14 protein-coding genes are annotated in these 21,532 nt (G+C 47.0%); 8 read left to right on the top strand and 6 right to left on the bottom strand.

Annotated features, from left to right (window positions below):
• Positions 1-25: 25 nt before the first annotated feature.
• From NDI35_RS08270 to NDI35_RS08260, 3 genes are all read right to left on the bottom strand, one after another.
• Positions 26-4,342 carry a CHAT domain-containing protein gene (locus NDI35_RS08270; RefSeq protein ID WP_445312309.1) on the bottom strand — a complete coding sequence of 1,439 codons (4,317 nt, stop codon included), beginning with the start codon at positions 4,340-4,342 and terminating at the stop codon, positions 26-28.
• Positions 4,343-5,563: 1,221 nt separating this feature from the next.
• On the bottom strand, positions 5,564-7,333 hold the full coding sequence (locus NDI35_RS08265) for a DUF3352 domain-containing protein (protein ID WP_445312308.1): 1,770 nt from the start codon (positions 7,331-7,333) through the stop codon (positions 5,564-5,566).
• 308 nt (positions 7,334-7,641) lie between these two features.
• The gene (locus NDI35_RS08260) at positions 7,642-8,955 is read right to left on the bottom strand and encodes a hypothetical protein (RefSeq protein ID WP_445312307.1); all 1,314 of its coding nucleotides are present in this window, start codon (positions 8,953-8,955) and stop codon (positions 7,642-7,644) included.
• 41 nt (positions 8,956-8,996) lie between these two features.
• Here NDI35_RS08260 and NDI35_RS08255 point away from each other — a divergent pair, with 41 nt between their 5' ends.
• From NDI35_RS08255 to NDI35_RS08245, 3 genes are all read left to right on the top strand, one after another.
• Positions 8,997-10,235 carry an LL-diaminopimelate aminotransferase gene (locus NDI35_RS08255; RefSeq protein WP_333148201.1) on the top strand — a complete coding sequence of 413 codons (1,239 nt, stop codon included), beginning with the start codon at positions 8,997-8,999 and terminating at the stop codon, positions 10,233-10,235.
• Positions 10,236-10,469: 234 nt separating this feature from the next.
• Positions 10,470-11,603 (top strand): AAA-like domain-containing protein, encoded by a 1,134-nt coding sequence (locus NDI35_RS08250; protein WP_445312306.1) that lies wholly within the window; start codon positions 10,470-10,472, stop codon positions 11,601-11,603.
• Between the two features lie 382 nt (positions 11,604-11,985).
• The gene (locus NDI35_RS08245; protein ID WP_445312305.1) at positions 11,986-13,959 is read left to right on the top strand and encodes an ATP-binding protein; all 1,974 of its coding nucleotides are present in this window, start codon (positions 11,986-11,988) and stop codon (positions 13,957-13,959) included.
• Positions 13,960-14,090: 131 nt separating this feature from the next.
• On the opposite strand, the gene NDI35_RS08240 is transcribed toward NDI35_RS08245, so the two are convergent.
• On the bottom strand, positions 14,091-14,333 hold the full coding sequence (locus NDI35_RS08240; protein WP_445312304.1) for a helix-turn-helix domain-containing protein: 243 nt from the start codon (positions 14,331-14,333) through the stop codon (positions 14,091-14,093).
• A 215-nt stretch (positions 14,334-14,548) separates the two neighbouring features.
• Between NDI35_RS08240 and NDI35_RS08235 the strand changes: the two genes are divergently transcribed.
• On the top strand, positions 14,549-14,812 hold the full coding sequence (locus NDI35_RS08235) for a hypothetical protein (protein WP_006633059.1): 264 nt from the start codon (positions 14,549-14,551) through the stop codon (positions 14,810-14,812).
• 166 nt (positions 14,813-14,978) lie between these two features.
• On the top strand, positions 14,979-15,620 hold the full coding sequence (locus NDI35_RS08230) for a Uma2 family endonuclease (protein WP_445312303.1): 642 nt from the start codon (positions 14,979-14,981) through the stop codon (positions 15,618-15,620).
• A gap of 44 nt (positions 15,621-15,664) precedes the next feature.
• Here NDI35_RS08230 and cofH read toward each other — a convergent pair whose 3' ends face one another.
• Positions 15,665-16,810 carry a 7,8-didemethyl-8-hydroxy-5-deazariboflavin synthase subunit CofH gene (cofH, locus tag NDI35_RS08225; protein WP_445312302.1) on the bottom strand — a complete coding sequence of 382 codons (1,146 nt, stop codon included), beginning with the start codon at positions 16,808-16,810 and terminating at the stop codon, positions 15,665-15,667.
• A 140-nt stretch (positions 16,811-16,950) separates the two neighbouring features.
• Here cofH and NDI35_RS08220 point away from each other — a divergent pair, with 140 nt between their 5' ends.
• Together NDI35_RS08220 and NDI35_RS08215 are read left to right on the top strand one after the other, a co-directional pair.
• Positions 16,951-18,168: a glycosyltransferase gene (locus tag NDI35_RS08220; RefSeq protein WP_445312301.1), complete on the top strand. Its 1,218-nt coding sequence runs from the start codon at positions 16,951-16,953 to the stop codon at positions 18,166-18,168.
• A gap of 73 nt (positions 18,169-18,241) precedes the next feature.
• The gene (locus tag NDI35_RS08215; RefSeq protein ID WP_445312300.1) at positions 18,242-20,044 is read left to right on the top strand and encodes a glycosyltransferase family 39 protein; all 1,803 of its coding nucleotides are present in this window, start codon (positions 18,242-18,244) and stop codon (positions 20,042-20,044) included.
• Between the two features lie 54 nt (positions 20,045-20,098).
• Here the strand turns inward: NDI35_RS08215 and NDI35_RS08210 are convergent, their stop codons facing one another.
• Positions 20,099-20,509, bottom strand: coding sequence for a hypothetical protein (locus NDI35_RS08210; RefSeq protein ID WP_445312299.1), 411 nt, complete (start codon positions 20,507-20,509; stop codon positions 20,099-20,101).
• Between the two features lie 388 nt (positions 20,510-20,897).
• On the opposite strand from NDI35_RS08210, the gene NDI35_RS08205 reads away from it, so the two are divergent.
• The gene (locus tag NDI35_RS08205; protein ID WP_445312298.1) at positions 20,898-21,422 is read left to right on the top strand and encodes a Uma2 family endonuclease; all 525 of its coding nucleotides are present in this window, start codon (positions 20,898-20,900) and stop codon (positions 21,420-21,422) included.
• Positions 21,423-21,532: the final 110 nt, after the last annotated feature.

The following is a 21,532-nucleotide window of genomic DNA, read 5'->3' as shown; positions in this document are numbered from 1 at the left end:
GTTGAGGTGCTAGTGGGCGATCGACTCACCAAGGATTGCCAATCATTCTAAAAGCAGACCAATAATAAGGATGAGAGAAATTCTGACTCGCCGTGTTTGCCAATTCCGGGGGTAACGGCAGATTGCCAACAGAAGTGTGCAGCATCCCCCCTTCAATTCGCACTTCTCCCCGCAACATCGCTAATTGCGCTTGCCGCAGTGCTTCTGCTTTAATCGGAGCAGTTTTTAACTGCCCGTAAAACTCCGCCATCAATCCTAAACTGCCCTCGTCGCTGACATACCAAAGAGTCGCCATAGCCGATTTAACCCCGGCTTGCACGGCTAACCCGCCAAAGCCCAACTCGGCCTCTCGATCGCCCACAGCAGTCCTGCAAGCACTCAAAACTAACATTTCCACTTGCGGACTGTGCCAATTCATTTGCCGCAACTGATCCAAACGCAATTTAGTATCCCACAACTGAATAAAGGATTGGCTGGGGTCTCCCGATCGAAATTCGGCGTGGGTAGCCAAGTGAATCATCCCAAAAGGCTGCTGCTGCCGCTGCGATTTCAAATTGGCCAGGGTGAAAGCTTCGTTCAAGAAAGACTTGCCCGGCCACTGCTGCGGGGTGATTGTCGATACTTCTATTTCCACCCCAGGCAAAGGACTCATCTCTGAAAATTGCGACGCCCCCATTGCCAGAACTTGGGTATTTTTGAAATTGGCGGCGTTGGTATCTGTCAAACTCAGACTCGGCATCGCTCCAACACTGTAACGCTCTACCAGAAAGCCTTTGCCGTCGTGCAGGGCACCCATCGGTATCGATCGCAACCCCATATCTGAGATAAAAGATAAATTCTCAATGCCTTTGGCTTGCAGTTCTGCTTCGAGCGGCGCTACCATCCACTGGTAGAGTTGCTGAGCCAAGGGCAAATAACTTTTAGTGTTGCGCTTTACCGGATTAGTCAGTTCATCGCGAAATTTCCGAACAGCTTCCATTACCTGGGCGCGAGAGGTTCCAGGGATGCGCTGGCGAACGGGCGCACCTTCCGGGGTAATAACCATCATTTCCAGTTCGTCAGAGGCTTGGATTTGCTGTTCTACGCGCAAGATGGACGAACTGCTGTAAGGCCGATCGACTGTAGAACCCCTGGGTACAAAGCTGATATAAATGAGAGCTGGTTTGATGCCTGTGGCTTGTTGGACGCTGCGAAGGGTATTTTGGGCATCTTCTAGAGTGGCGATCGCATTTGTTGATGGCAAATTTAGGTAATCGGCAAACTCCCTGGTAAATCTCTCCTCCACGGGAAAAATAACGGCATCGACGTTAGTTGGCAAATTGGAAGCGTCAAGATTCGCAGATGCGGGAGGTGAAATGCGCTGTTGCAACGAATTAGATATCTGGTTTTGCTCTTGCAAGCTAGGCGAAAATAAACGATTTGTGCTGGGTGGCTGGTTGGCTGCGAGCTCCGGTGTCGGTATCGGTGCGAGATTTATCGGCGCAGCAGCAGGCGCAACCACTGGATTTTGAGTAATTGTCGGTGCTGGTGGCAAATTTGAGACTGGTGCTGGATTTTGAGTAATCGTCGGTGCTGGTGGCAAATTTGAGACTGGCGCTGGCGTGGGCGCTGGTGCTGGTGGCAAATTTGAGACTGGTGCTGGCGCGGGCGTTGGTGCTGGTGGCAAATTTGAGACTGGCGCTGGATTTTGAGTAATTGTCGGTGCTGGTGGCAAATTTGAGACTGGCGCTGGCGCGGGCGTTGGTGCTGGTGGCAAATTTGAGACTGGCGCTGGCGCGGGCGTTGGTGCTGGTGGCAAATTTGAGACTGGTGCTGGCGCAGGCGTTGGTGCTGGTGGCAAATTTGAGACTGGTGCTGGCGCAGGCGTTGGTGCTGGTGGCAAATTTGAGATCGGTGCTGGCGCTGGTGCTGGTGCTGGTGCTGGCGCGGGCGCGGGTGCTGGCGCGGGCGCTGGTGCTGGTGCTGGCGCGGGCGCTGGTGCTGGTGCTGGCGCTGGCGCTGGTGCTGGTGCTGGTGCTGGTGCTGGTGCGGGTGCTGGCGCGGGTGCTGGTGCTGGTGCTGGTGCTGGTGCTGGCGCGGGTGCTGGTGCTGGTGCTGGTGCTGGTGCTGGCGCTGGTGCTGGTGCTGGTGCTGGCGCGGGCGCTGGTGCTGGTGCTGGCGCTGGCGCTGGCGCTGGAGTTGGTAGGAATACTTGTGGGGGAGTCGGCGCTGGTGCTGGCACGGGCACGGGCACGGGCGCGGGTGCTGGCGCGGGCGCGGGCACGGGCGCGGGTGCGGGCGCGGGCGCGGGTGCGGGCGCGGGCGCGGGTGCTGGTGCGGGCGCGGGCGCGGGTGCGGGTGCTGGCACGGGTGCGGGTGCTGGTGCTGGCGCTGGTGCTGGCGCTGGTGTCGGTGCTGGTGTCGGTGCGGGCGCGGGCGCTGGTGTTGGTGCGGGCGCGGGCGCTGGTGCTGGTGCTGGCGCGGGCGCTGGTGCTGGTGCTGGTGCTGGTGCTGGTGCTGGCGCGGGTGCTGGTGCGGGTGCTGGTGCTGGTGCTGGCGCTGGTGCTGGTGCTGGTGCTGGTGCTGGTGTCGGTGCTGGTGTCGGTGCTGGTGTCGGTGCTGGTGTTGGTGCTGGTGTCGGTGCTGGTGTCGGTGCTGGTGTCGGTGCTGGTGTCGGTGCTGGCGATACTGAAGAAGCCGTAATGTTAATTTGGGTCGGCTGTACTATCTGAGGGGTGGGGCTGAAATAACTTCCCTGTGTAATCACATTTTCCTTCTTTGGACCCCCAGTGGCAATGCTGCCAGCAGTACCGTTGAGTTTGTTATAGTCGGGCCCGACGGTGAAAGGAGTGTTCGAGGCTTCGCCACCGTGGCGAATGGTGATATCTCCAGCATTAGCGCTAACAGTAGTGGATGCGGAAATGCTGCAAGCTTGCGACAAGCAGTGGTTATCGTTTGTGAAAGTGCCTGTAGCTCGGAAATTACCGCCGGCTGTAATGTCAATATCTCCTCCGGCTGTTCGGCCTTCGGTGTTGATATGGGTTACTTCGATGTCGTTGCGGGCGTTGAGGATGACTTCGCCGCCTTGTTTTTCCTCGGAGTTGGCGTCTATGAACCCTGTTTGAATGCTGCTTGAGGGTGCTGCAATACTAACGTCTCCGGCGTTGCTGTTTTTGTCGATCGAGCTTGCGTTGATATTGCCTGTTTCTACTTTTCCTGTACGGCTGGTGACGGTGATGTTGCCGCCTGCGGTGGTGTCAGAGTGGGAGTCGAGATCCGCAGTGCTAATGTCGCCACTAGCTTCTAGGGCGATTGGGCCGCCTTGGGAAGTTGTCAGGTTTCCGCTGACTGCAATGGTGTTGGCTGCTTGAATGTCGATCGCCCCAGCGTTTGCATCTTTTAGTGCCACGTCCCCCGCAGCTACGGCTCGGTTAGACGCCGTGAGTACCACTTCACCGCTGGCATTGACGCTGATGCCTGTAGCGTTCGTTTCACCGATGCCTGTGAGCAGTTCGGGCAAGGATGCGATCGAGAATGTCGAAGCTGTGCTGGATGTTTCAGTGCTGCTAGTCGCTGAGGGCGGCTCGATTTCCAAACTCAGCAAATTGCCTCGCTGGCTGACACGCACTAAATTTGTCCCGGAGACTGATGCTACGGTAATTTGACCGTTTGGGGCAGAAAGGCTGCCTGTGCTGACAACGGTGCCGCCGAGCAAGGTTAAGTTCTGCCCTGACTTAACTGCTAAGTCTGCCGTGCTGATAATTGCCCCTGCCTGATCGGCTCCAAAAGTAAAGGAATTGGGGGCGCCTGTCAGAGATGTGTAAGTGCTACTACCGTTGGCGTTAAATGAGTTTGAACCAAATCCAATAGCGGTGGCGGTGGTTGCTGTGAAAGAAGCCGGCACGTTTAAGCTGGCACTGTTGCCAAATATGATGCCGGATGGATTCATCAGAAACAAGTTAGAATTGCCGCCGGTTACTTGAATTAAGCCGTTAATAATCGAGGGGTTGCCGCCGCCTATGCCCGCTAAAATGTTGCGAATGTTGGGGTTTGATATAAAGTTGGCAATCTGATTTTCCGACAAGCCGAATTCTGTAAAGCTGTGGAAAAGATTTTGTCGATCGCTCGATAATTGTCCGCCTTGAATATCGAAGCGAGTTGGCTGCCCAGGAGTTCCGTTTTGGGCTGCGGGAGTGACGGTAGTGCCTGTTGCGTCCGCCGCTGGAACAATTGTTTGACCTTCGGCTTTGGCTTGCAAAAAGTAAATATTTATTAAGACTATTTGCAGAGCAAGTGTCAGTTTGCTTATTCTGGCTTTTGAGAGGAATTTAGACTTTTTTTGAATATTTTTGGCGGTTTTCATGGGTTTTTAATGGGTAAAATATATAAATCACAGAAATTAGGTAAAGAAACTGGCTTTATAGAAAGAAAAAACTTGGTTGACGGCTGTGTGAATAAATATCTGCACATCCGTGCTATGTCTGGTCAATTTGCGTAGAAGATTGGAAATCTACCCCTCATTTGCCGAGGGGTATTTGTGAGCTATTCTGTCACTTTTATTACTCAGTAAGGTTGGCCTGGTAAATGTTCACGTTCCCTTGTTAGGAAAGCGATACGCTTGGCTATAAACCTGTTCACTCGTTACTTAATCGCCTTCGACAGTGCATAATGCTGGCGTTTACATCATGGTGTCATGACCAGATGAAATTAGTCAGTTAAGACGCTTGACTGCACGTTCCGATGTTGTACAGGTGCTGACTAGGAATGCCAAGATCGGCAGAGGTTGTTCGGAACGGTTGAAGACGCTATATTTATGAAGCAACCGGGTTTCTGACTGCAAGTGCATTCAGGACTCAATGGGTAGAATTGGCGTCTGATTTTGCGATTTTTTCAGCGTAGCTTCTCCACAATCTAAATATAACTCTAAATTCCTCGGCTCTGTATCTTCCGCATGACATATTAAAAGAAACAAAAACGGCCTTCCTAGAGGCACTCCCACCCCTAGAAACCCGGTTTTTTAACTATTATTGAGAGTAGGAAGGAAGTATCGGGGTTCAAAAACTACGTTCCTGCGTCCAAGGCTGACCAGGAAACATCCCCCAATATTTTATATCCAACAAAAAATACTCGACACTTGCCCAAAATTAAAATTATGAAAAGAAGAAATGAGAAAGAATCAGAAGACAGAATTCAGAATTCAGAATACCCCATGCCTGAAGTGAGGGTTAACGGTCACGGAAATATTTTTTTGTGACCCACGATTAAAATCTGGGGCTTTAAACCTCGATTCTCCATCCTGTCGCACAGAATCCCTTCTGGATTCTGGCTCCTGAATTCTGAATTATTCTTCAGGAATTTAAATTGTTAGGGTGTTTAGAAACCCGGTTTATTTAAATAAAAAACCGGGTTTTGGGTTTTTTTTGTGTGATGTTTTGTGAAGTAAAACTACTTAAGTCCGGCTCTATTTCCCTCTTGTAGTCAAGTCCACTATGGCCGATTTCGCTCGGCTGCTTTTCGGTTTTAATCGATCGCCCTATTGGTATTTAAGGGGGTGTAGAGGCGGATTTGTGGAAGGATTTAAGAGTTAATTGGGTGAAGTTTGGACAGTGGGCGAGGGACTGGGTGAAACAGGGCGCGGTGAAGCAGGACTCGGTGAAGCAAGACTGCGTGAAGGATTTGCAGAAGGAGTGGATTGGGTGGATTTTTTGAGACCGACAAAAGCGTCGTAACGGGTGGTACGATCGCCAATGACGGCTGCTGTAACGCCGATCGACCGCGTGGCATCAATCCACATTTTTTGGCTGGGAGGAAACTCCGGTAAAGCTAGGTTTTTCGGGTTAAACGCACTCTCGGTGTCGATGAAAAAATTGCCGTTGTGGGGCTGAAGTTGCGATCGTACAGTTTTCTGGAACAGTTCGCTGCTTAAAAGCGGACTTTTCGGTGCCGGAACGATCGCATCAACCACGGGAGCTCCTACTGTCATAAACATTACATCGTTCATCCAACCGCGAGTTACCGTAATCCCTCCAAACGGCGATGTCCATTTAATTGCCGGTTTGCCGCCGACTTTAATTTCCTCCACTCTAAACCCTTTAGTTTTCATCGTTTCATCAAGCTGTTTCAGGGATTTGTTGGCGGCGCCCTGGTTGTTTGTTTCCACCATAAATACAAATCCGGCAGCAAATTTGTCTCTGGGATTCTGGGCGGGGGCTGGTATTAATGATAGAGAAAATTCTCCCGCCATCCAGTTCATCAAGTCTTTATCTAAATCCAAGCCGGTAGTCGATTTTAAACCTGTGCGTAAAACTTGGGGATTAATCGGGGAAATCGGGTTCGCATCGGCTCCCAATACGTAGTCTTGCCACAAACGCTGCAAGTTGCCGCCGGATACCATCATTATTGTATTGCTTGGCAGGCGGTTAACCATTTTTAGAGCATTGTTTTCTACTGCTATCCTTCTGGTAGAATCTGGTTTTAGCCAAGAGACTGATTTGAAGGCAATTCCTTCTACATCCAGCGTCGCTGTGGTGGCAAATCCTTGATTTTGTTGCAGTTTTTCGAGGTTTTCCGGTGAAATTTCACGGGCTGAGTTGGCGGCAGCATAGGCGGCGGCAACGGGCATATTGACGTAGATTTGACCGAAGGCGCCCGGACTTTTTATTTTGTCTATGGCGTCTCCATAGCCAGGGGTTTTGGCTAGGGAAGGTTCGCCTTTGTAGGTGTCGATTATTCTGTCTGTAGCGCTAGGATCTGTGGTGACTGCTAGATACCTGGTTCCCAATACCGCGACTGAGAAATTGCGATCGGGTACGCCTTGAGTTTCTGTGACTTGCACGCCTTTATAATTACGCTCAACTATTTTTCCTTGGCTGAGGGGTCTGGGTTTTGCTAATAATTCTTTGGCTTTGAGCGGGTTGGCAATTGGCAAGATAATTGCCACTGACTGTTGAATTGGCGGAGATGGGGGCGTGTTGGGTGCCGGCGAGGGGGCTGGTATAGCTATTTTGTTGCGGAGAAAGGCTACCATTGCTGTGTTACCCACCCAGGGTTGAATGTCTTGCTGGTAGGCGTAGCCGTTGCTTGTGAGGAGGCGATCGCGCATTTCGCTTAAAAACCTCTCAAACGAAGCTTTTGACTCCGGCGTGCCAAACTCTCGCAGTCTATTCCACTGGGATTCATCGGTGGTGATGGATAGGGCCATCATCGTATCTTGCGGGACAACCGTTGCCCCCGCCGGCAAATCTTTGGCGGGCCCACGGGAAATGACGAGGTAGTAGGTGACAAAGCCTAAACCGATCAGAAGTGTGGCGGCTCCGATCGTAAACAGCAGGGAAGATTTATCTTTCTTAAACATTATTCGTAAGGTTCGGGTGCTCGCAACATCATAAATTATATTGGGGATGGAGCATGGGGGATTGGGCATGGGGCATGGGGCATTGGTAATTTGTTGTTTTTTATTTGTTATTAGAAAAACTACTAACCAGTAACCACTAGCCACTATAGTCCTAGACGCAGAAACCGTTTCTTTTACTAAATACTGGATTTGAGCGTTGAATCCTGGTAAAAAACCAGGTTTCTTTGGTATTTACGCATAAGTCCTACACTAACTACTTCCCATCCCCAATTCCCGATGCCCGATGCCCAATTCCCAATTCCCTGATGTTAGTTTCTGGCCTTAAAGTCTTTAAAGATAGTTTGAAATGAGTACATGAGCCGGTGGACATCGTTTGTGGCTCTAGGAAAAATGTTTAGTTCCCATTTTTTGCGAGCGGTAGTTAGCAGTTTTGCTACGGGTTGGGAGTAACTGTTAGAAATGAAATAGCTGCCGCCTTCGTAGCGAATGTCTGAGGCTAAGCCGATAAAAGCACCAGCCATTTCTAGTTTAAGTTCTGAGGTGCTGTGTTCCGATTTTACTGCTAAAATTACTTGCGAGTGCCGGGGTTCGCGGTTGAGCAAGCGGCAGATATTCGCTTCTTTTTGGTACAAAATTAAAACATTACAGTTGTGCAGAACTCCGGCTCTACCTTGGACTTTTACTCCTAGGTGAACTTCCAGGGCTGGTTTGTCGGGAAATTCCACAACAGCATGAGTGTATGGATGTGCAGTTCCGTGGATTTTTCCCGCTGTTTTTCTAAATGTTAAATATCTCGGTGTTTCGTCGTCTAAAACATTGTTATAATAAATATTACCCCCTTCATTAGCAACTGCTTTTAGCAGGATGGTGAATAGGTAAGCGTCAAAAATGCTTGATTGTTCTGCGACTCCGTTGAAGTCTGGATCGATCGAGTTTTTTAATTTGCTTTTAATTTCGGAATTGATGGCGTAGTTGCTCGGCCCGGAAGGCAGTTTTTCGAGCAAGTGCTTGAGGGCGATCGCCTGTTTGTGGCGGGGGGCTGTGACGCTGGAAGTAAACTCGATTGTTTTGGCAGTTTCGCCACCTGAATTGGCAAAGGTAATTTTTGTGCCGAGGGGAGAGGTTTCTGATTCTACTTTCAAGAAATAAGCAATTTCGTCTTCCATTTCGGAAGTGTTCACAGTCGCTTGCTCGACAGCATCAATTAACAGCAAAAGTTGTTCTTTTGCGGTATAATCTTCTATCTTGAGCAGGGGTGTTTTTCTTTTGAGCGATCGCTCTTCTATTACTTTCCCTATCTCTACAGTATCGGCTACTTGTTCAACTACCCAACCCAAATTAAACTCATTCAGAATTGCCGCCAGTTCTTGATAGAGTTTGGCGTACTCGATCTCGTCCATAATTGTTTCTGCGCTGCACACTATTTTGATTATACAAGCTGATTTGATTTTTTGGTCAATGGCTGGTGAGCAACTACGCAGATTGCCTGTAATAGCGGATTGGCGGAGTGTTTGAGTGTCCGAGTGGGGAAAATCTTTCTCTTGGCTGAACATCCATCCGTTAAATCCGTTCAATCCCGTACACTGCTGGTTGCCGAACTTGCTGCTGCTTGAGAGAGACAATTGGGAGTAAGCTATTCTACGACATTTGTAGCGATCGAACTATGGCAACTATCAACGACAACTACCTCAAACTCAAAGCTGGCTACCTGTTTCCCGAAATTGGGCGCAGGGTGAAAGCCTATGCAGAGGCGAATCCCGAAGCGCCCATCATTCGGCTGGGGATTGGCGACGTGACGGAACCGCTACCGGCTGCTTGTCGGGAGGCGATGGTGAAGGCGGTGGAAGACATGGGCTCGCGGGATACCTTTAAAGGATACGGCCCGGAACAAGGTTATGAGTGGCTGCGGGAGAAAATTGCCGAGCACGATTTCAAGTCGCGGGGATGCGATGTTGATGCTTCGGAAATCTTTATTTCTGATGGTTCTAAGTGCGATTGTGGCAATATTCTCGATATCTTTGGCAACAATAACACGATCGCAGTTACCGATCCAGTTTATCCGGTGTATGTAGACACTAACGTGATGGCCGGGCACACGGGAGATGCGAACGAAAATGGCGAATACGGCGGCTTAGTTTACCTGCCAATTACAGCGGAAAACAATTTTACTGCGGAAATTCCCACCGACAAAAAAGTCGATTTAATTTACTTGTGTTTTCCGAATAACCCGACGGGGGCAACTGCAACCAAGGAACACTTGCAAGCTTGGGTAAATTATGCTAAAGCTAACGGTTCGATTATTTTCTTCGATGCGGCCTACGAAGCGTATATTACCGATCCGAGTTTACCGCATTCTATCTACGAAATTGAAGGGGCGCGGGATTGTGCGATCGAATTTCGTTCTTTTTCCAAAAATGCTGGTTTTACGGGTACTCGCTGTGCGCTAACAGTTGTACCGAAGACTTTGACTGGAAAAGCAGCAGATGGTTCCGATGTCGAAATTTGGAAGTTGTGGAACCGCCGCCAATCTACTAAGTTTAACGGTGTTTCTTACATCGTGCAGCGCGGTGCTGAGGCGGTTTATTCTGAGGCTGGCAAGGCACAAATTCAAGCATTAGTCAATTTTTACATGGAAAATGCTGCGATTATTCGCGAGAAATTGACAGCGGCGGGAATCGAGGTTTTTGGTGGCGAAAATGCACCTTATGTGTGGGTGAAAACGCCTCATGGTTTGTCGAGTTGGGATTTCTTTCAGAAGTTGCTGGAAACTTGCAATGTGGTGGGAACACCCGGTTCTGGTTTTGGTGCGGCGGGTGAGGGTTATTTCCGCATTTCGGCGTTTAATAGTCGGGAGAATGTGGAAGAAGCGATGAGACGAATTGTGGAGAAGTTTAAGGTGTAAAAAGGCGCGAGATAAGTCTTTTTGGGGCGGGCAAGATGCCCACCCCACAAGAAATTGATAGGTTGTGGAACAGGCATCTTGCCTGTTTCTTTGGGCGGGCAAGATGCCTGTTCCACAAGAATTTGATATGTTGTAGAACAGGCATCTTGCGGACTGGCGGACTGAGCCATGTTCTACAGCATTATAATGTATTATAAATATACGAGTCCGCTTCTCCTCTAGTCAAATAACTCTATGGCCCCCCCTTCGCCATCTCCCTGTCCGTTTTCTGCACCCTCTATGCTGAAAAAGCCCGATTGCTTTGTGGGGCGCCAAGAGGAACTAAGATTTATTCAATCTCAGATGACAGGCCCACAGCCAACCAGCGTTAATATTGTGGGACCACATAAAATTGGCAAGTCATCCCTACTTTGGCGTTTTTATCAAATTTGTCGCAATCATCCTCAATACGCTTCGAGTCGTTATGCGGTCATTTATTTATCATTTCAAGATGGTGAATGCCAAGAAGAAAATACTTTCTATCAAGCAGTTGCTCAAAAGTTGAGCGAAGTGCCAGTTATTCAAGCCAAGCCAAGTTTAGTTACAGCTTTTCAAGCGGTCGATTGGAATCGCAGTACCTTTGCTAAAGCCATTAGACTTTGTGAGGCACAGAAAATATTACCCGTGTTATGTATAGATAAATTTGAAGCGCTGTTTCAGGAGAGTTATCGCGAAAAATTTGATGAAGGTTTTTATGACAATCTTCACTCCTTAATCAACAATAGCGCGATGATGTTGGTATTAGTCTCTCTAGAAACTCTTGATTCCTACCGCACCAAATATAAACTGACCTCTTCTTTTTTCAACGTCGGTTCATTCTGGTTATTGGAAAAGTTTTCAGAAGCAGAAGCTCAAAAATTGGTCGAGTTGCCTAAAGGAACAATAGCAGGGGCTATACCAGCTTTAACTCAAACAAATCAGCGTCTAGCTTTGCAGTGGGGCAAACAGCATCCTGTGCTTTTGCAATTAGCGGGAAAATATCTTTGGGAAGCGCAACAATATTGTAAAGATGTGAAGTGGGCAAAGCAGAAGTTTCAAGACCAAGCTAGGGCAGTTTTACAATTGCCAACTCGACCAAAGCGCCCTCAGAAGTTTTGGTATTTGCTGCGCTGGGTAGTCTGGGATATGCCAATTGGGGTAGGCAATTTAACTAAACGTTTCGGGCTGAAATTGGATGACATATTTACTTGGCTAATGGGTCTGAGTTTGATAATTGTGGCGATTATGTGTGTCGCACGGATCGTTCCTGAAAATGAGTTTTTTGATTTGTTTAAAAAGTTCTTGTGTGGCAGTTTGAGTCCAGTTTTAGCGAAGTGGTGTGATAGTTAAGATAAATATGAATGGGAATTATTTAGCTGAATGTGTTCGACTTCTCTACTGGATTTACTTTAAACCTTTTACTTGGGCGGAATGGCTGCGGGACATTCATCCTGATTTGAAACCTAATACTAATCCTTTTACTATGCGGGCGGAGTTTAGGGCTAATCCTAAGTTGCGGCGGTATGCAGAGCAATTCAGGTTTTTAAAAGCAGCACTCACTATAGTTACTGTAAGCTTATTTTTCATCATTTATTCGGTTTCAATTATAATATTTACTTCGTCGTATTTCAGTATTTTTACGATGATATTGCAATTGGGAAACTGGCTAATTATTAGTATTGATAGTAGTTTGAGAAACTGGTTAAAACAAATTATATCAATGGTTTTCAGTATGAGCTTTTTGATAATTATTTGTCTGATATTCTCACCGGAACTAACGCAATTGATTCCACACATCGTTCTCCTACAATATTTAATTCAATTTGAGGTTGATTGGATGGTGGGGGATGTAGCAGGGGATGTGGCAAGGGATGTGGGGTTAGGTGTGATGTTAGGTGTTGGGTTAAATGTAGTGTTAGGTATGGCATTCGGTGTGCTGTCCAGTGGGGCGTCCAGTTTTGCGTTGGGCGTGACGTTGGGTGTGGCGTTCAGTTTGGCGTTAAATGTGGCGTTCATTCTCGGCATTTTGCAGGTTTATTTCTGGATTCCAGAATTATTGTCGATGTTTTTCCTGTGGCAGTTTGTGCCAGAAGGAGACAAGGCAAAATGGCTGCGGCGTTTGCCACCGTACTTCGACCAACTCATTCACTTACCGATTCCTTGGATGGACTCTTTTATCGTCAAAGCTTATCACCAGAACCCAGTTGCAGCCCAACAAACCATCGATTATCTAATCGACTCAACTAACCAACAGAAAGTAGCATTAAAAGCAATGGTGGAAATTGCCATTGATACCCTTAACCGCTGTCAAAACTCTCACGATATTGTTGCCATTACCGAACAACTTGCCTGGATACCCTCACCACCGCCAGCCGAAATCGGTTCCGTACTACCTGAATTTTTGGCAATCAGCCAAGATGTCCGCGCTGCCGAAAATGCTAGTTCTGCCTACCTTCAATCCGAAATGCTGGCGACACCTGTGACTAAACTCAATCGTTTGCGAGAAAGTCTGGTTTTACGCAAAAATGCAGCTTTAGCCACCAGCTTTGGCAGCATTGTGCAGCGGTGGCTGAGTATCTTAGAAACATCCCGACAAACTCTAGAGGAAGCAGCTTTAGATTCAGCAGAAATCCCGCAAGTTTATGTCGCTGGACCAGCCCTCAACCCAGAAAATTCTAGCAGTCGCTTCAAAGGGCGTTTGGACGTATTTCGAGAAATCGAGTCTTTGGCTCGTTCCTCTCCACCACCTGTATTGTTGCTGTATGGAGGCCGTCGCACCGGAAAAACCTCCGCCCTCAAGTTTTTACCTCAAAAAGTTGGCTCAGAATTAGTGCCGTTGTCGATCGACTTTCAGGGTGCCGCAATGACAAGAACCTTGAGCGGTTTAGCCGAGTTTATCGCTGATGAAATTGTGGAAGCGGCGCGGCGCAACCGCAATTTGCAATTACCCGCCATTGACAGAGAATCGCTAAAGATTGATCCGTTTATGGCTCTCCAAAAATGGTTTGTGCAAATTGAAAGATTTGCGCCGGTAAAGCGATTTTTGTTGTGTATGGACGAGTTTGAGCGGTTGGAAGAAGTAGTAAGGGATACCGGAAGTCGATCGCCCCTGAACTTTTTGCGCTACATTTTGCAGAACCGCGCTAATTGGATTTTGCTATTCAGCGGTTCCCATACTTTGGACGAACTAAATCCTTATTGGAACGATTATTTGATTAATACACAATCTTTACGGATGACGTATTTGCAGGAATCAGAGGCGCGGGATTTAATTCGGAATCCTATTGATGATTTTCCCGACATTTATACAGAGGGCGCGATTGATGAAATTATTTACTTAACCCGGTGTCAGCCTTATTATGTACAACTGATGTGTCGCGTACTTGTCGATAGCCTGAATGCAATAAACAGAGAAAATGCGCGGTTAAATCAGGAAAAACAAAGGCAATTAGCAGCAGAAAACGTGCAGGCTGCAATTCTCACAAGTTTGGAACAAGGGGGGGCTGCATTTCGAGAACGCTATCAAGAATTAACGGAATCAGAACGAGAGTTTTTGCATAAATTAATCAATGAACCAGTTTTAGCGGTAAGAGAAAGTCGTTCATGGCAGAGACTTGTGGAGAAAGAAGTGCTGGAGGTGACTGAAGAAGGTTATCGTTTTCAAGTACCCCTCTTTCAGAAGTTTGTAGAGATTCAAAGTAGGTGATAAGTTATCAAAATCAAACACGTTATACCCGCTGTCCGCCAGGGGTTTAAACCCCTGGCGGTATTTCGGGTTAAGCGATATTTCTGGTTAAGTTGAAACGATGAATGGCAATAACAAAAATGATATGAATTCTATCCCTCAGCATCGCTGGGATAACCAAATTGGTCTGGTAATTCAGCAGAGGTAATTTGCAGAATCTCTAACAACTTCTTATATTGAACAGGCGTTAGCTTCGGTACAGATCGCCCAGCTTCCCAGTTGCTTACCGTCGCTTCCGTAACGCCAAGTGCTTCTGCTAGCTGCTTTTGAGTCATAAACCGCTGAACTCTCAGTCGCATTAGGGGCGATCGATCGGCTCTTTCTGAGGTTTCCATAGGCTATTTGTTAAGTTATATTAATTTATTTGGGTTTTACCTAAAATAATTGACACCCACCCTAAATTAATTTAGATTAAATCTAATAGAGATTAGACAGCACCAGCTAAGCCACTTGTGCTGTAGGGGAATTGCTGTCTTTTTTTCAACTTGTTATTGTACGCGGTTTTACCGTTACAAAGCATCAAACCTATCCAAAATTATTTGTTAAAGCTATGTTGCAAGATTCATCATCCAACCAAACATCGCCCAATGTTTTAACCAACCAAACCTTTGAGGGCGATCGCGAAGCAGTCCGTCACGTCATCATCGGTTCGCCGCTGGGGGTACGGCGAACTATCCACCAACTGCACGCATTGCGCTACGAGGAAGCTGTTCGTTGGACTCATCCGATCGCCATTCCCGACAATCGCATCATTATTACACCAGAACAGGGAGAAATCATGAGTCTGTTAGTCAAATTAATCCGGCTGCAATGAATTCATAAATGTGCGATCGATGTTTCTAGAATTGAGTCAAAAGTGCGATCGCGAATCTCTTCTCGTTGCCCGTGCTAAACTCAACAGATATATCCAAAAACTCTTGTGGGGTAGGCATCCTGCCTGCCCTTGGCACAAACTTAACAACTAGCTCGCTATTCAGCTTATGATTGTTATCACCCCCGTCCTAAAACCCGTTAGCCAGATCGAGCTTGCTCCCGGCAGTGTCGTAACTATTCCCAATATAACTTGGCTGGAATTTGAGTCAATTTTGGAGGAATTGGGAGAAAAGCGATCGGCACGAGTTGCTTACAGCAAAGAGACTTTAGAAATTATGGTTCCTTTACCAGAACACGAAATTCCCAGAGATTTAATCTCTGATATTGTCAAAATTTTACTTAAGTCGGCGGGCATAAGATACCAACCCTTCGGTTCTACTACTTTCAAACGGGAAGGTGCAGCAGGAGTGGAACCTGATGCTTGCTTTTATCTTCTAAATTATCAACGGATGATTGGCCGCCGCCGACTTTTACCGGATGATCCGCCGCCCGATTTAGCAATTGAGACGGATGTTACTTCTAAAACTACGATCGATGCCTATAAAATTATTGGAGTTCCAGAAGTATGGGTTTATGACAGCGGCAGACTTCGCATTTACTTGCTGCAAGATGGAGAGTATGTAGAATCGGATATTAGCCCGAATTTTCCAGAAATCGCGATCGCCCAACTGATTCCGGCTACAGTGGAACGTGCTTGGCAGGTTGGAAATTTGCAAGCGCTAGAAGAATTTGAAAGTGCGATCGGCTAAACTCCTAGGAGACGTTACGCACTTCGCACTTCGCATCCAAAAAATCACACAATTACTGCCAAATTGTCAACCCCTAAAGGTCGATAAATTGTATCTCTTTGCTGATAACTCCGCCCCAAAGAACGAATCGCTTTTTGCAAATCTTCGACAGATTGACAACTGCCGCCAACCGCACCGGCCATCGTTGTAATGTGCTCTTCCATCAATGTACCGCCGATGTCGTTGCAGCCCCATTTCAGCGCTTCTGTAGCTCCATCTAAACCTAATTTTACCCAACTCGGCTGGTGATTGGAAATCAAATTGCCTAAGAAGATTCTCGATACAGCGGTGAGTAACAATGTATCTGCTAAAACTGGTTGGTCGCGGCCGACTCGACTCCGCAAAGGTGCCGGTGCTTCCTGTCCGACAAATGGTAGTAAAATAAATTCTGTAATGCGTGCCCCATAGTTTTGGTCGATCGCAGTTTGTTGGAGCGATCGCACTTTTTCTAAATGCAAAACCTGCTGTTCGGCAGTCTCAATATGCCCGCAAAGCATCGTACTCGTTGTCGGCAAACCCAGACGGTGAGCAGTTCCCACAATTTCCAGCCAAGTTGCCGAATTTAGTTTTTCCGGGCAAATCACCCGTCGCACAGAATCGTCGAGAACTTCCGCAGCCGTTCCCGGCATCGAACCGACTCCCGCATCCCGCAAAGCCGAAATTACATAGCTGAAACTAAGATTATCTTCTCTGGCAATAAATTCTATCTCTTGAGGTGAAAAAGCGTGCAAGTGCAACTGAGGAAATTTATCCTTAATAGTTTTCACCAATTGCAGATAATAAGGCAAAGATGCGCCGTTCAGCTTAGCTTGAAGATTTAAGCCGCCCTGCATACAAATTTCCGTTGCACCCCGCTGCACTGCATCAGTTGCCTTTTCCTGAATTTGAGCTGCGTCTAACCAAAAAGCGCCCTCATCTCCGTCGTCACGGCGGAATGCACAAAAACTGCAATGCTGCTCACAAATATTAGTAAAATTAATATTCCGATTGATAACGTAGGTGACAGTATCCCCTGATTGTCTGCGGCGGAGCAAGTCAGCGGTTGTTTGAATAGAAGCTCGCGCGTCTGGATCTCTTTGCTGCAAAAGTACCAAGGCTTCTGCAGCAGAAATGTTATAACCTTGTAAAGCTCGATCGAGAATTGCATCCACAGTTTTCTTTTTAACTCAATTACAGAATTACTAACTAGAATTAAGGCGTTTCTATATTTTAACTAATCAATTATGGAGGAACGATATTTTACAATCTCAAGTGCTACCAAACTATTCTTGACTTTCTGAACACTCAAATTATGGGCAGCTACCAACCAAATCAGGTCTTGCCAGTGCCGTCGGGGCCTTTGCAAATTCCTGCTATACAGACTTTCGGTTCAACTTTTGTACACGCACGCACACCGCCAATTTATTTTTCCCTAGTAATTCCCACCTACAACGAGCGCAGGAATATCCAGAGTATTGTGGAAAAATTGAGCCAATTGCTCGATGGTATCCTTCCCGGCAACTACGAATTAATTGTAGTCGATGACGACAGCCCCGATCGCACCTGGGAAGTCGCCCTGTCCCTGACACCGGAATATCCGCAATTGCGGGTGATGCGCCGGGAAGAGGAGCGGGGACTTTCCACAGCGGTAATTCGCGGGTGGCAGGCAGCTCGCGGCGAGGTTTTGGGCGTCATCGATGCCGACTTGCAGCATCCCCCGGAGACGCTATTGCAGCTTTTAGCAGAAATTCAGCGGGGAGCAGATTTAGCTGCTGCGAGTCGTCACGTTGGCGAGGGCGGGGTGAGCGACTGGAGCGTTGTCAGGCGATTTTTATCGCGGGGCGCTCAAACCCTGGGGTTGGTGATCCTGCCGGGAGTGGTGGGCCGAGTTTCCGATCCGATGAGCGGCTATTTTATGGTGCGTCGCACTTGCATTGCGGGAAAAAGCATGAATCCTGCGGGTTACAAAATATTGATTGAAGTGCTCGGCAGGGGGGATATCCGCTGGATTGGAGAAGTTGGTTACGTGTTTCAGGAGCGGCAAGAAGGGGAGAGCAAAGTTACTTGGAAACAGTATATTGAGTATTTGCGGCACTTGCTCAGATTGCGGTTTGCCCGCTGGCCGATGGGCCGATTCCTGCGGTTTGGCGCGGTTGGTTTCAGCGGCGTGTTTGTGGATATGGGAGTTTTTTACCTGCTGCGGACTGTCCTCGGTTTGGGGCTGACTCGCAGTGCCATCTTTTCTGCTGAAGTGGCAATTATCAATAATTTTTTGTGGAATGATTTATGGACTTTTGGTGATATTTCTAAGCGGCAGCCTGGAAAGCGCCAGCGCTTGAAACGGCTGTTGAAATTTAATGTGATTTGTTTGATGGGCTTGATTATGAATGTGCTGCTGGTGAATGTGCTGTTTAATGTTTTTAAGGTAAACGAGTATTTGGCTAAGTTGATTGCGATCGCGACTGTGACTCTGTGGAATTTCTGGATCAATATGAAGCTGAGTTGGCGGGTGACGGACGTTCAAAAATAGTTTTTAGTTGGGTAACTTGTTAATTGTTATTGGAACTGACAACTAACCACTGCAAACTGCCAACTGCCTTTAGATGACTGAATTAATGATTAATAACAAACAACTGTTGTTGCTATTTCTGTGGACGGCGATCGCCTTTATTTTGCGCTTTGCCAATTTGGACTCGAAACCGCTGTGGACGGATGAGTTTTCCACTCTAGTGTTTAGTTTGGGCAACAGTTTTCGCGGTGTGCCGATCGATCGCGCGATCGACCTTTCTACATTATTACAACCGCTACAATTGCGCCCCGATGCTGACACCGCCGACGTGCTCCGCAATTTGCTGGTAGAAAGCAATCATCCACCAGTGTATTTTATGGTCGCCCACTGGTGGATGCGACTGTTGGCGCCTTCCGAGGATAGTTTAGTTTGGATTGGGCGAGCTCTTCCTGCATTATTGGGCGTGATTTCAGTTCCAGGTATCTACTTTTTGGGCACGTTTGCTTTTAGTTCTCGTTTAGTCGGTCAATGTGCGGCAGCGATGATGGCAGTTTCTCCCTACGGCATTTATCTCGCTCAAGAAGCTCGCCATTACACTTTAGGAATCTTATTAGTTATTGCCTCTCTTTTTTGCCTCGCCTTAGCTGCAAAAAAGCTGCAACAGCGCGCTCCTCTGCCTATTTGGGCGGTGCTGCTTTGGGTAGTTGTTAACTGTTTGGGAATTGCGGTTCACTACTTTTTTGCACTGACTTTGTGTGCCGAAGTAATAGCATTAATTGCGGTAATCTGGCAGGAGTTTAATGGAAAGTTGCCAATTTCAAACAGCCAGCAGCCTAATATTTGGCAATTTCCAATCCTCTGGCGGCTTTTCGCAGTAGCGATGGGCACTTTAGCAGGCGGTTTAGTTTGGCTGCCGGTATTTTTGTCGAATAAATACGGCAGCGAACTAACTAATTGGATTGTCAGCGGCGATCGCACATTCTTAGATTGGATAGCGCCGATTTTTCAAGCTTTAGCTGGATGGATCACTGTCATGTCTCTGCTGCCGGTGGAATCGCCCAATTTGGCAGTAGTAGTTGCATCGGCGATCGCAATGACAATATTTTTTATATTGGTGCTTCCCATCCTGTTTAGCGCTCTTAAAAATTCCTTAAAAACGCCCGATACTCGTTTAGGTACTGTTATTTTCGCCGGATTTGTGCTAGGAGCAATTTTCCTATTTTTCAGCTTTGCATATATTCTAGGGATTGACCTAACTCGCGGGGCTCGATACAATTTCGTCTACTTTCCGGGGGTGATATTGCTTTTAGGAGCAATCTTGGCGGTTATTTTTAACACACCTACAGTCCAAAGTCAATGGTTTAATTTACCTGCTATGGAAATGGCTGGCAAAAAAGCAGTTCTGCTAATTTTAGTAATGGGTTTTTTTAGCGGTGTCACAGTAAATTCCAATCTCGGCTATCGCAAATATTACAAACCAGACCTTTTAATTCCGATTATCCGCGAATTATCGAAAGTTCCCGTGTTAATTGCCACTACTCAAAAGACTCATGTAGAAATAGGAGAGTTGATGGGGATAGGGTGGGAATGGGAAAGAAGTTCGGCAACGGATTTTGTAGCGGATGTAACGGATGTAACGGATGTTAGGAAGAAAGAAGAAGTTAAAGCCTTTGATTCTCCGCTGTTTCTTTTGGCTAATCAGAGAAGGGATGCGCCGGAAATAGTGGCAGGGACACTTGACAAAACACTCAGTCAATTAGAACGTCCGCTGGATTTGTGGCTGGTTAATTTTCGCGCACCTGTCAATCTAGAAGCACAAAAATGTCAGCTTGAATCGCGCGAGTTGCCTGCGGTGGATGGGTATGAATATCAAGTTTATCACTGTTCTAGGTCATAGGTAAGGGGCGATCGCGGAGGGATTGCCCCTACAAAGGCGGGAACTAGACCGTCACTAAGAGTCAGCAGCCAAATGTTTAATTAAGACGCTCATCACTTCACCGGGATTTTGAGTTGGGACAAGCGGACTCCAGTCAGAAACGCAGGCAAAATTATCGCGGTGAAAAGAATGAATGACACGGGAAACAACAGGACGAGAACTGATAATGAAAAGTTTCAAGAGTTCTTGGTTAACTGAAGTTTGCAAGTTTGGCTTTTTAGCAGGGGGCTGAGTCGGTTCGGTAGTTGGATCTTCTGGCCCAACCTCGAAAGCAAGTATTAATTCGGTATTGGGTAGCATTTGCCGGATGACTTTCAGGGAAGATTCTGCTTCGCTGCGGCTGCGAAATTGCGCGACGGGTAAGCGCTGAAAGTTGGGCAGCAGTCGGTAAATAATCCAGGCATTCGCAGTTTCTGGGGCGTTCATGGCTGTATTGTAAATTGGGTATGTTTGCCCATAGAAAAGTGACAGACTTGCACGCGATTGCGAGCGCGATCGAGCATCGAGCTACTGCAATCAATATGCGTCCTAATTGATGATTTTTTCTCGCTCGCTCTGCGGCGAGCGAAAACTATATCTAGTTGAGCAATGACGTTATCTTAGACCACAAATAAATACAAAAATAAATTATTTACAAATATTAATATGATATTTGTTTAGTAGTAAACTGTTGATTTAAGCGCTCAAATTAGGCGTTTAAATTAGGTATTCAAATTAGGCGGTTATCATGAATGGCGAGCAATAAAAAACGTTATATAGGGTCTATCGACAAACAACCACGCTATAATTGATGTAAGTTTTGGGAAAAACTGCAATGTTAAATTACAACTTACCGAGGTACTTGCCCTCAGCCGATGAACTACCTGACTCGGACGAAACGCCTGTGGATAACGAACTTCAAGAACTAATACCGGGGTTGCTAAAAGCAATATTGCTCATACTTTGGGCAGAACGCATGGACTGGTTTTTTGGCATAGATATGGGTATCTATTATCACCCTGAAAAAGCTCCAATTGTCCCCGACGGTTTCTTGAGTTTAGGAGTAGAACGGTTTTACGATGAAGAATTGCGTCCCAGTTACGTCCTGTGGGATGAAAATGTTGTGCCAACTTTGGTGCTGGAAGTCGTTTCCAAAAAGTATCGCAAGGAATACAGCACAAAGTTGGAGGAATATCAAGATTTAGGCGTGCTTTATTACATTATCTATTCATCTCGCCGCCGTCGCAAACCCCGATTGGAAGTACATAAGTTAGTTAATGGGAAGTATGAATTACATTCGGGACATCCAGTTTGGATGCCCGAAATAGGTTTAGGAATTGGTTGTGAAAAGGGAAATTAAGTAGGTCGGCGAAAAAAAACAAAACTATGTTAAGATACATAAAGAAAGGTATAGCTTTAGTGAGGTAATTAATATATGGGCGCTCGATTAAGAGTATTTCTGACTCAAAA

Origin of the sequence: Microcoleus vaginatus FACHB-2002, assembly GCF_040004035.1 — a bacterium.
GTDB classification, from domain to species: domain Bacteria; phylum Cyanobacteriota; class Cyanobacteriia; order Cyanobacteriales; family Microcoleaceae; genus Microcoleus; species Microcoleus vaginatus_C.
Note: the sequence above shows the minus strand (reverse complement) of the source record. Positions and strands in the feature narration are given on the sequence as shown.

Bases quoted from the DNA above. Each gene is read 5' to 3' on its own strand.
- NDI35_RS08270 (WP_445312309.1), bottom strand. From the start codon at position 4,342: ATGAAAACCGCCAAAAATATTCAAAAAAAGTCTAAATTCCTCTCAAAA.
- NDI35_RS08265 (WP_445312308.1), bottom strand. From the start codon at position 7,333: ATGTTTAAGAAAGATAAATCTTCCCTGCTGTTTACGATCGGAGCCGCC.
- NDI35_RS08255 (WP_333148201.1), top strand. From the start codon at position 8,997: ATGGCAACTATCAACGACAACTACCTCAAACTCAAAGCTGGCTACCTG.
- NDI35_RS08250 (WP_445312306.1), top strand. From the start codon at position 10,470: ATGGCCCCCCCTTCGCCATCTCCCTGTCCGTTTTCTGCACCCTCTATG.
- NDI35_RS08245 (WP_445312305.1), top strand. From the start codon at position 11,986: ATGAGCTTTTTGATAATTATTTGTCTGATATTCTCACCGGAACTAACG.
- NDI35_RS08240 (WP_445312304.1), bottom strand. From the start codon at position 14,333: ATGGAAACCTCAGAAAGAGCCGATCGATCGCCCCTAATGCGACTGAGA.
- NDI35_RS08235 (WP_006633059.1), top strand. From the start codon at position 14,549: ATGTTGCAAGATTCATCATCCAACCAAACATCGCCCAATGTTTTAACC.
- NDI35_RS08230 (WP_445312303.1), top strand. From the start codon at position 14,979: ATGATTGTTATCACCCCCGTCCTAAAACCCGTTAGCCAGATCGAGCTT.
- NDI35_RS08220 (WP_445312301.1), top strand. From the start codon at position 16,951: ATGGGCAGCTACCAACCAAATCAGGTCTTGCCAGTGCCGTCGGGGCCT.
- NDI35_RS08215 (WP_445312300.1), top strand. From the start codon at position 18,242: ATGACTGAATTAATGATTAATAACAAACAACTGTTGTTGCTATTTCTG.
- NDI35_RS08210 (WP_445312299.1), bottom strand. From the start codon at position 20,509: ATGAACGCCCCAGAAACTGCGAATGCCTGGATTATTTACCGACTGCTG.
- NDI35_RS08205 (WP_445312298.1), top strand. From the start codon at position 20,898: ATGTTAAATTACAACTTACCGAGGTACTTGCCCTCAGCCGATGAACTA.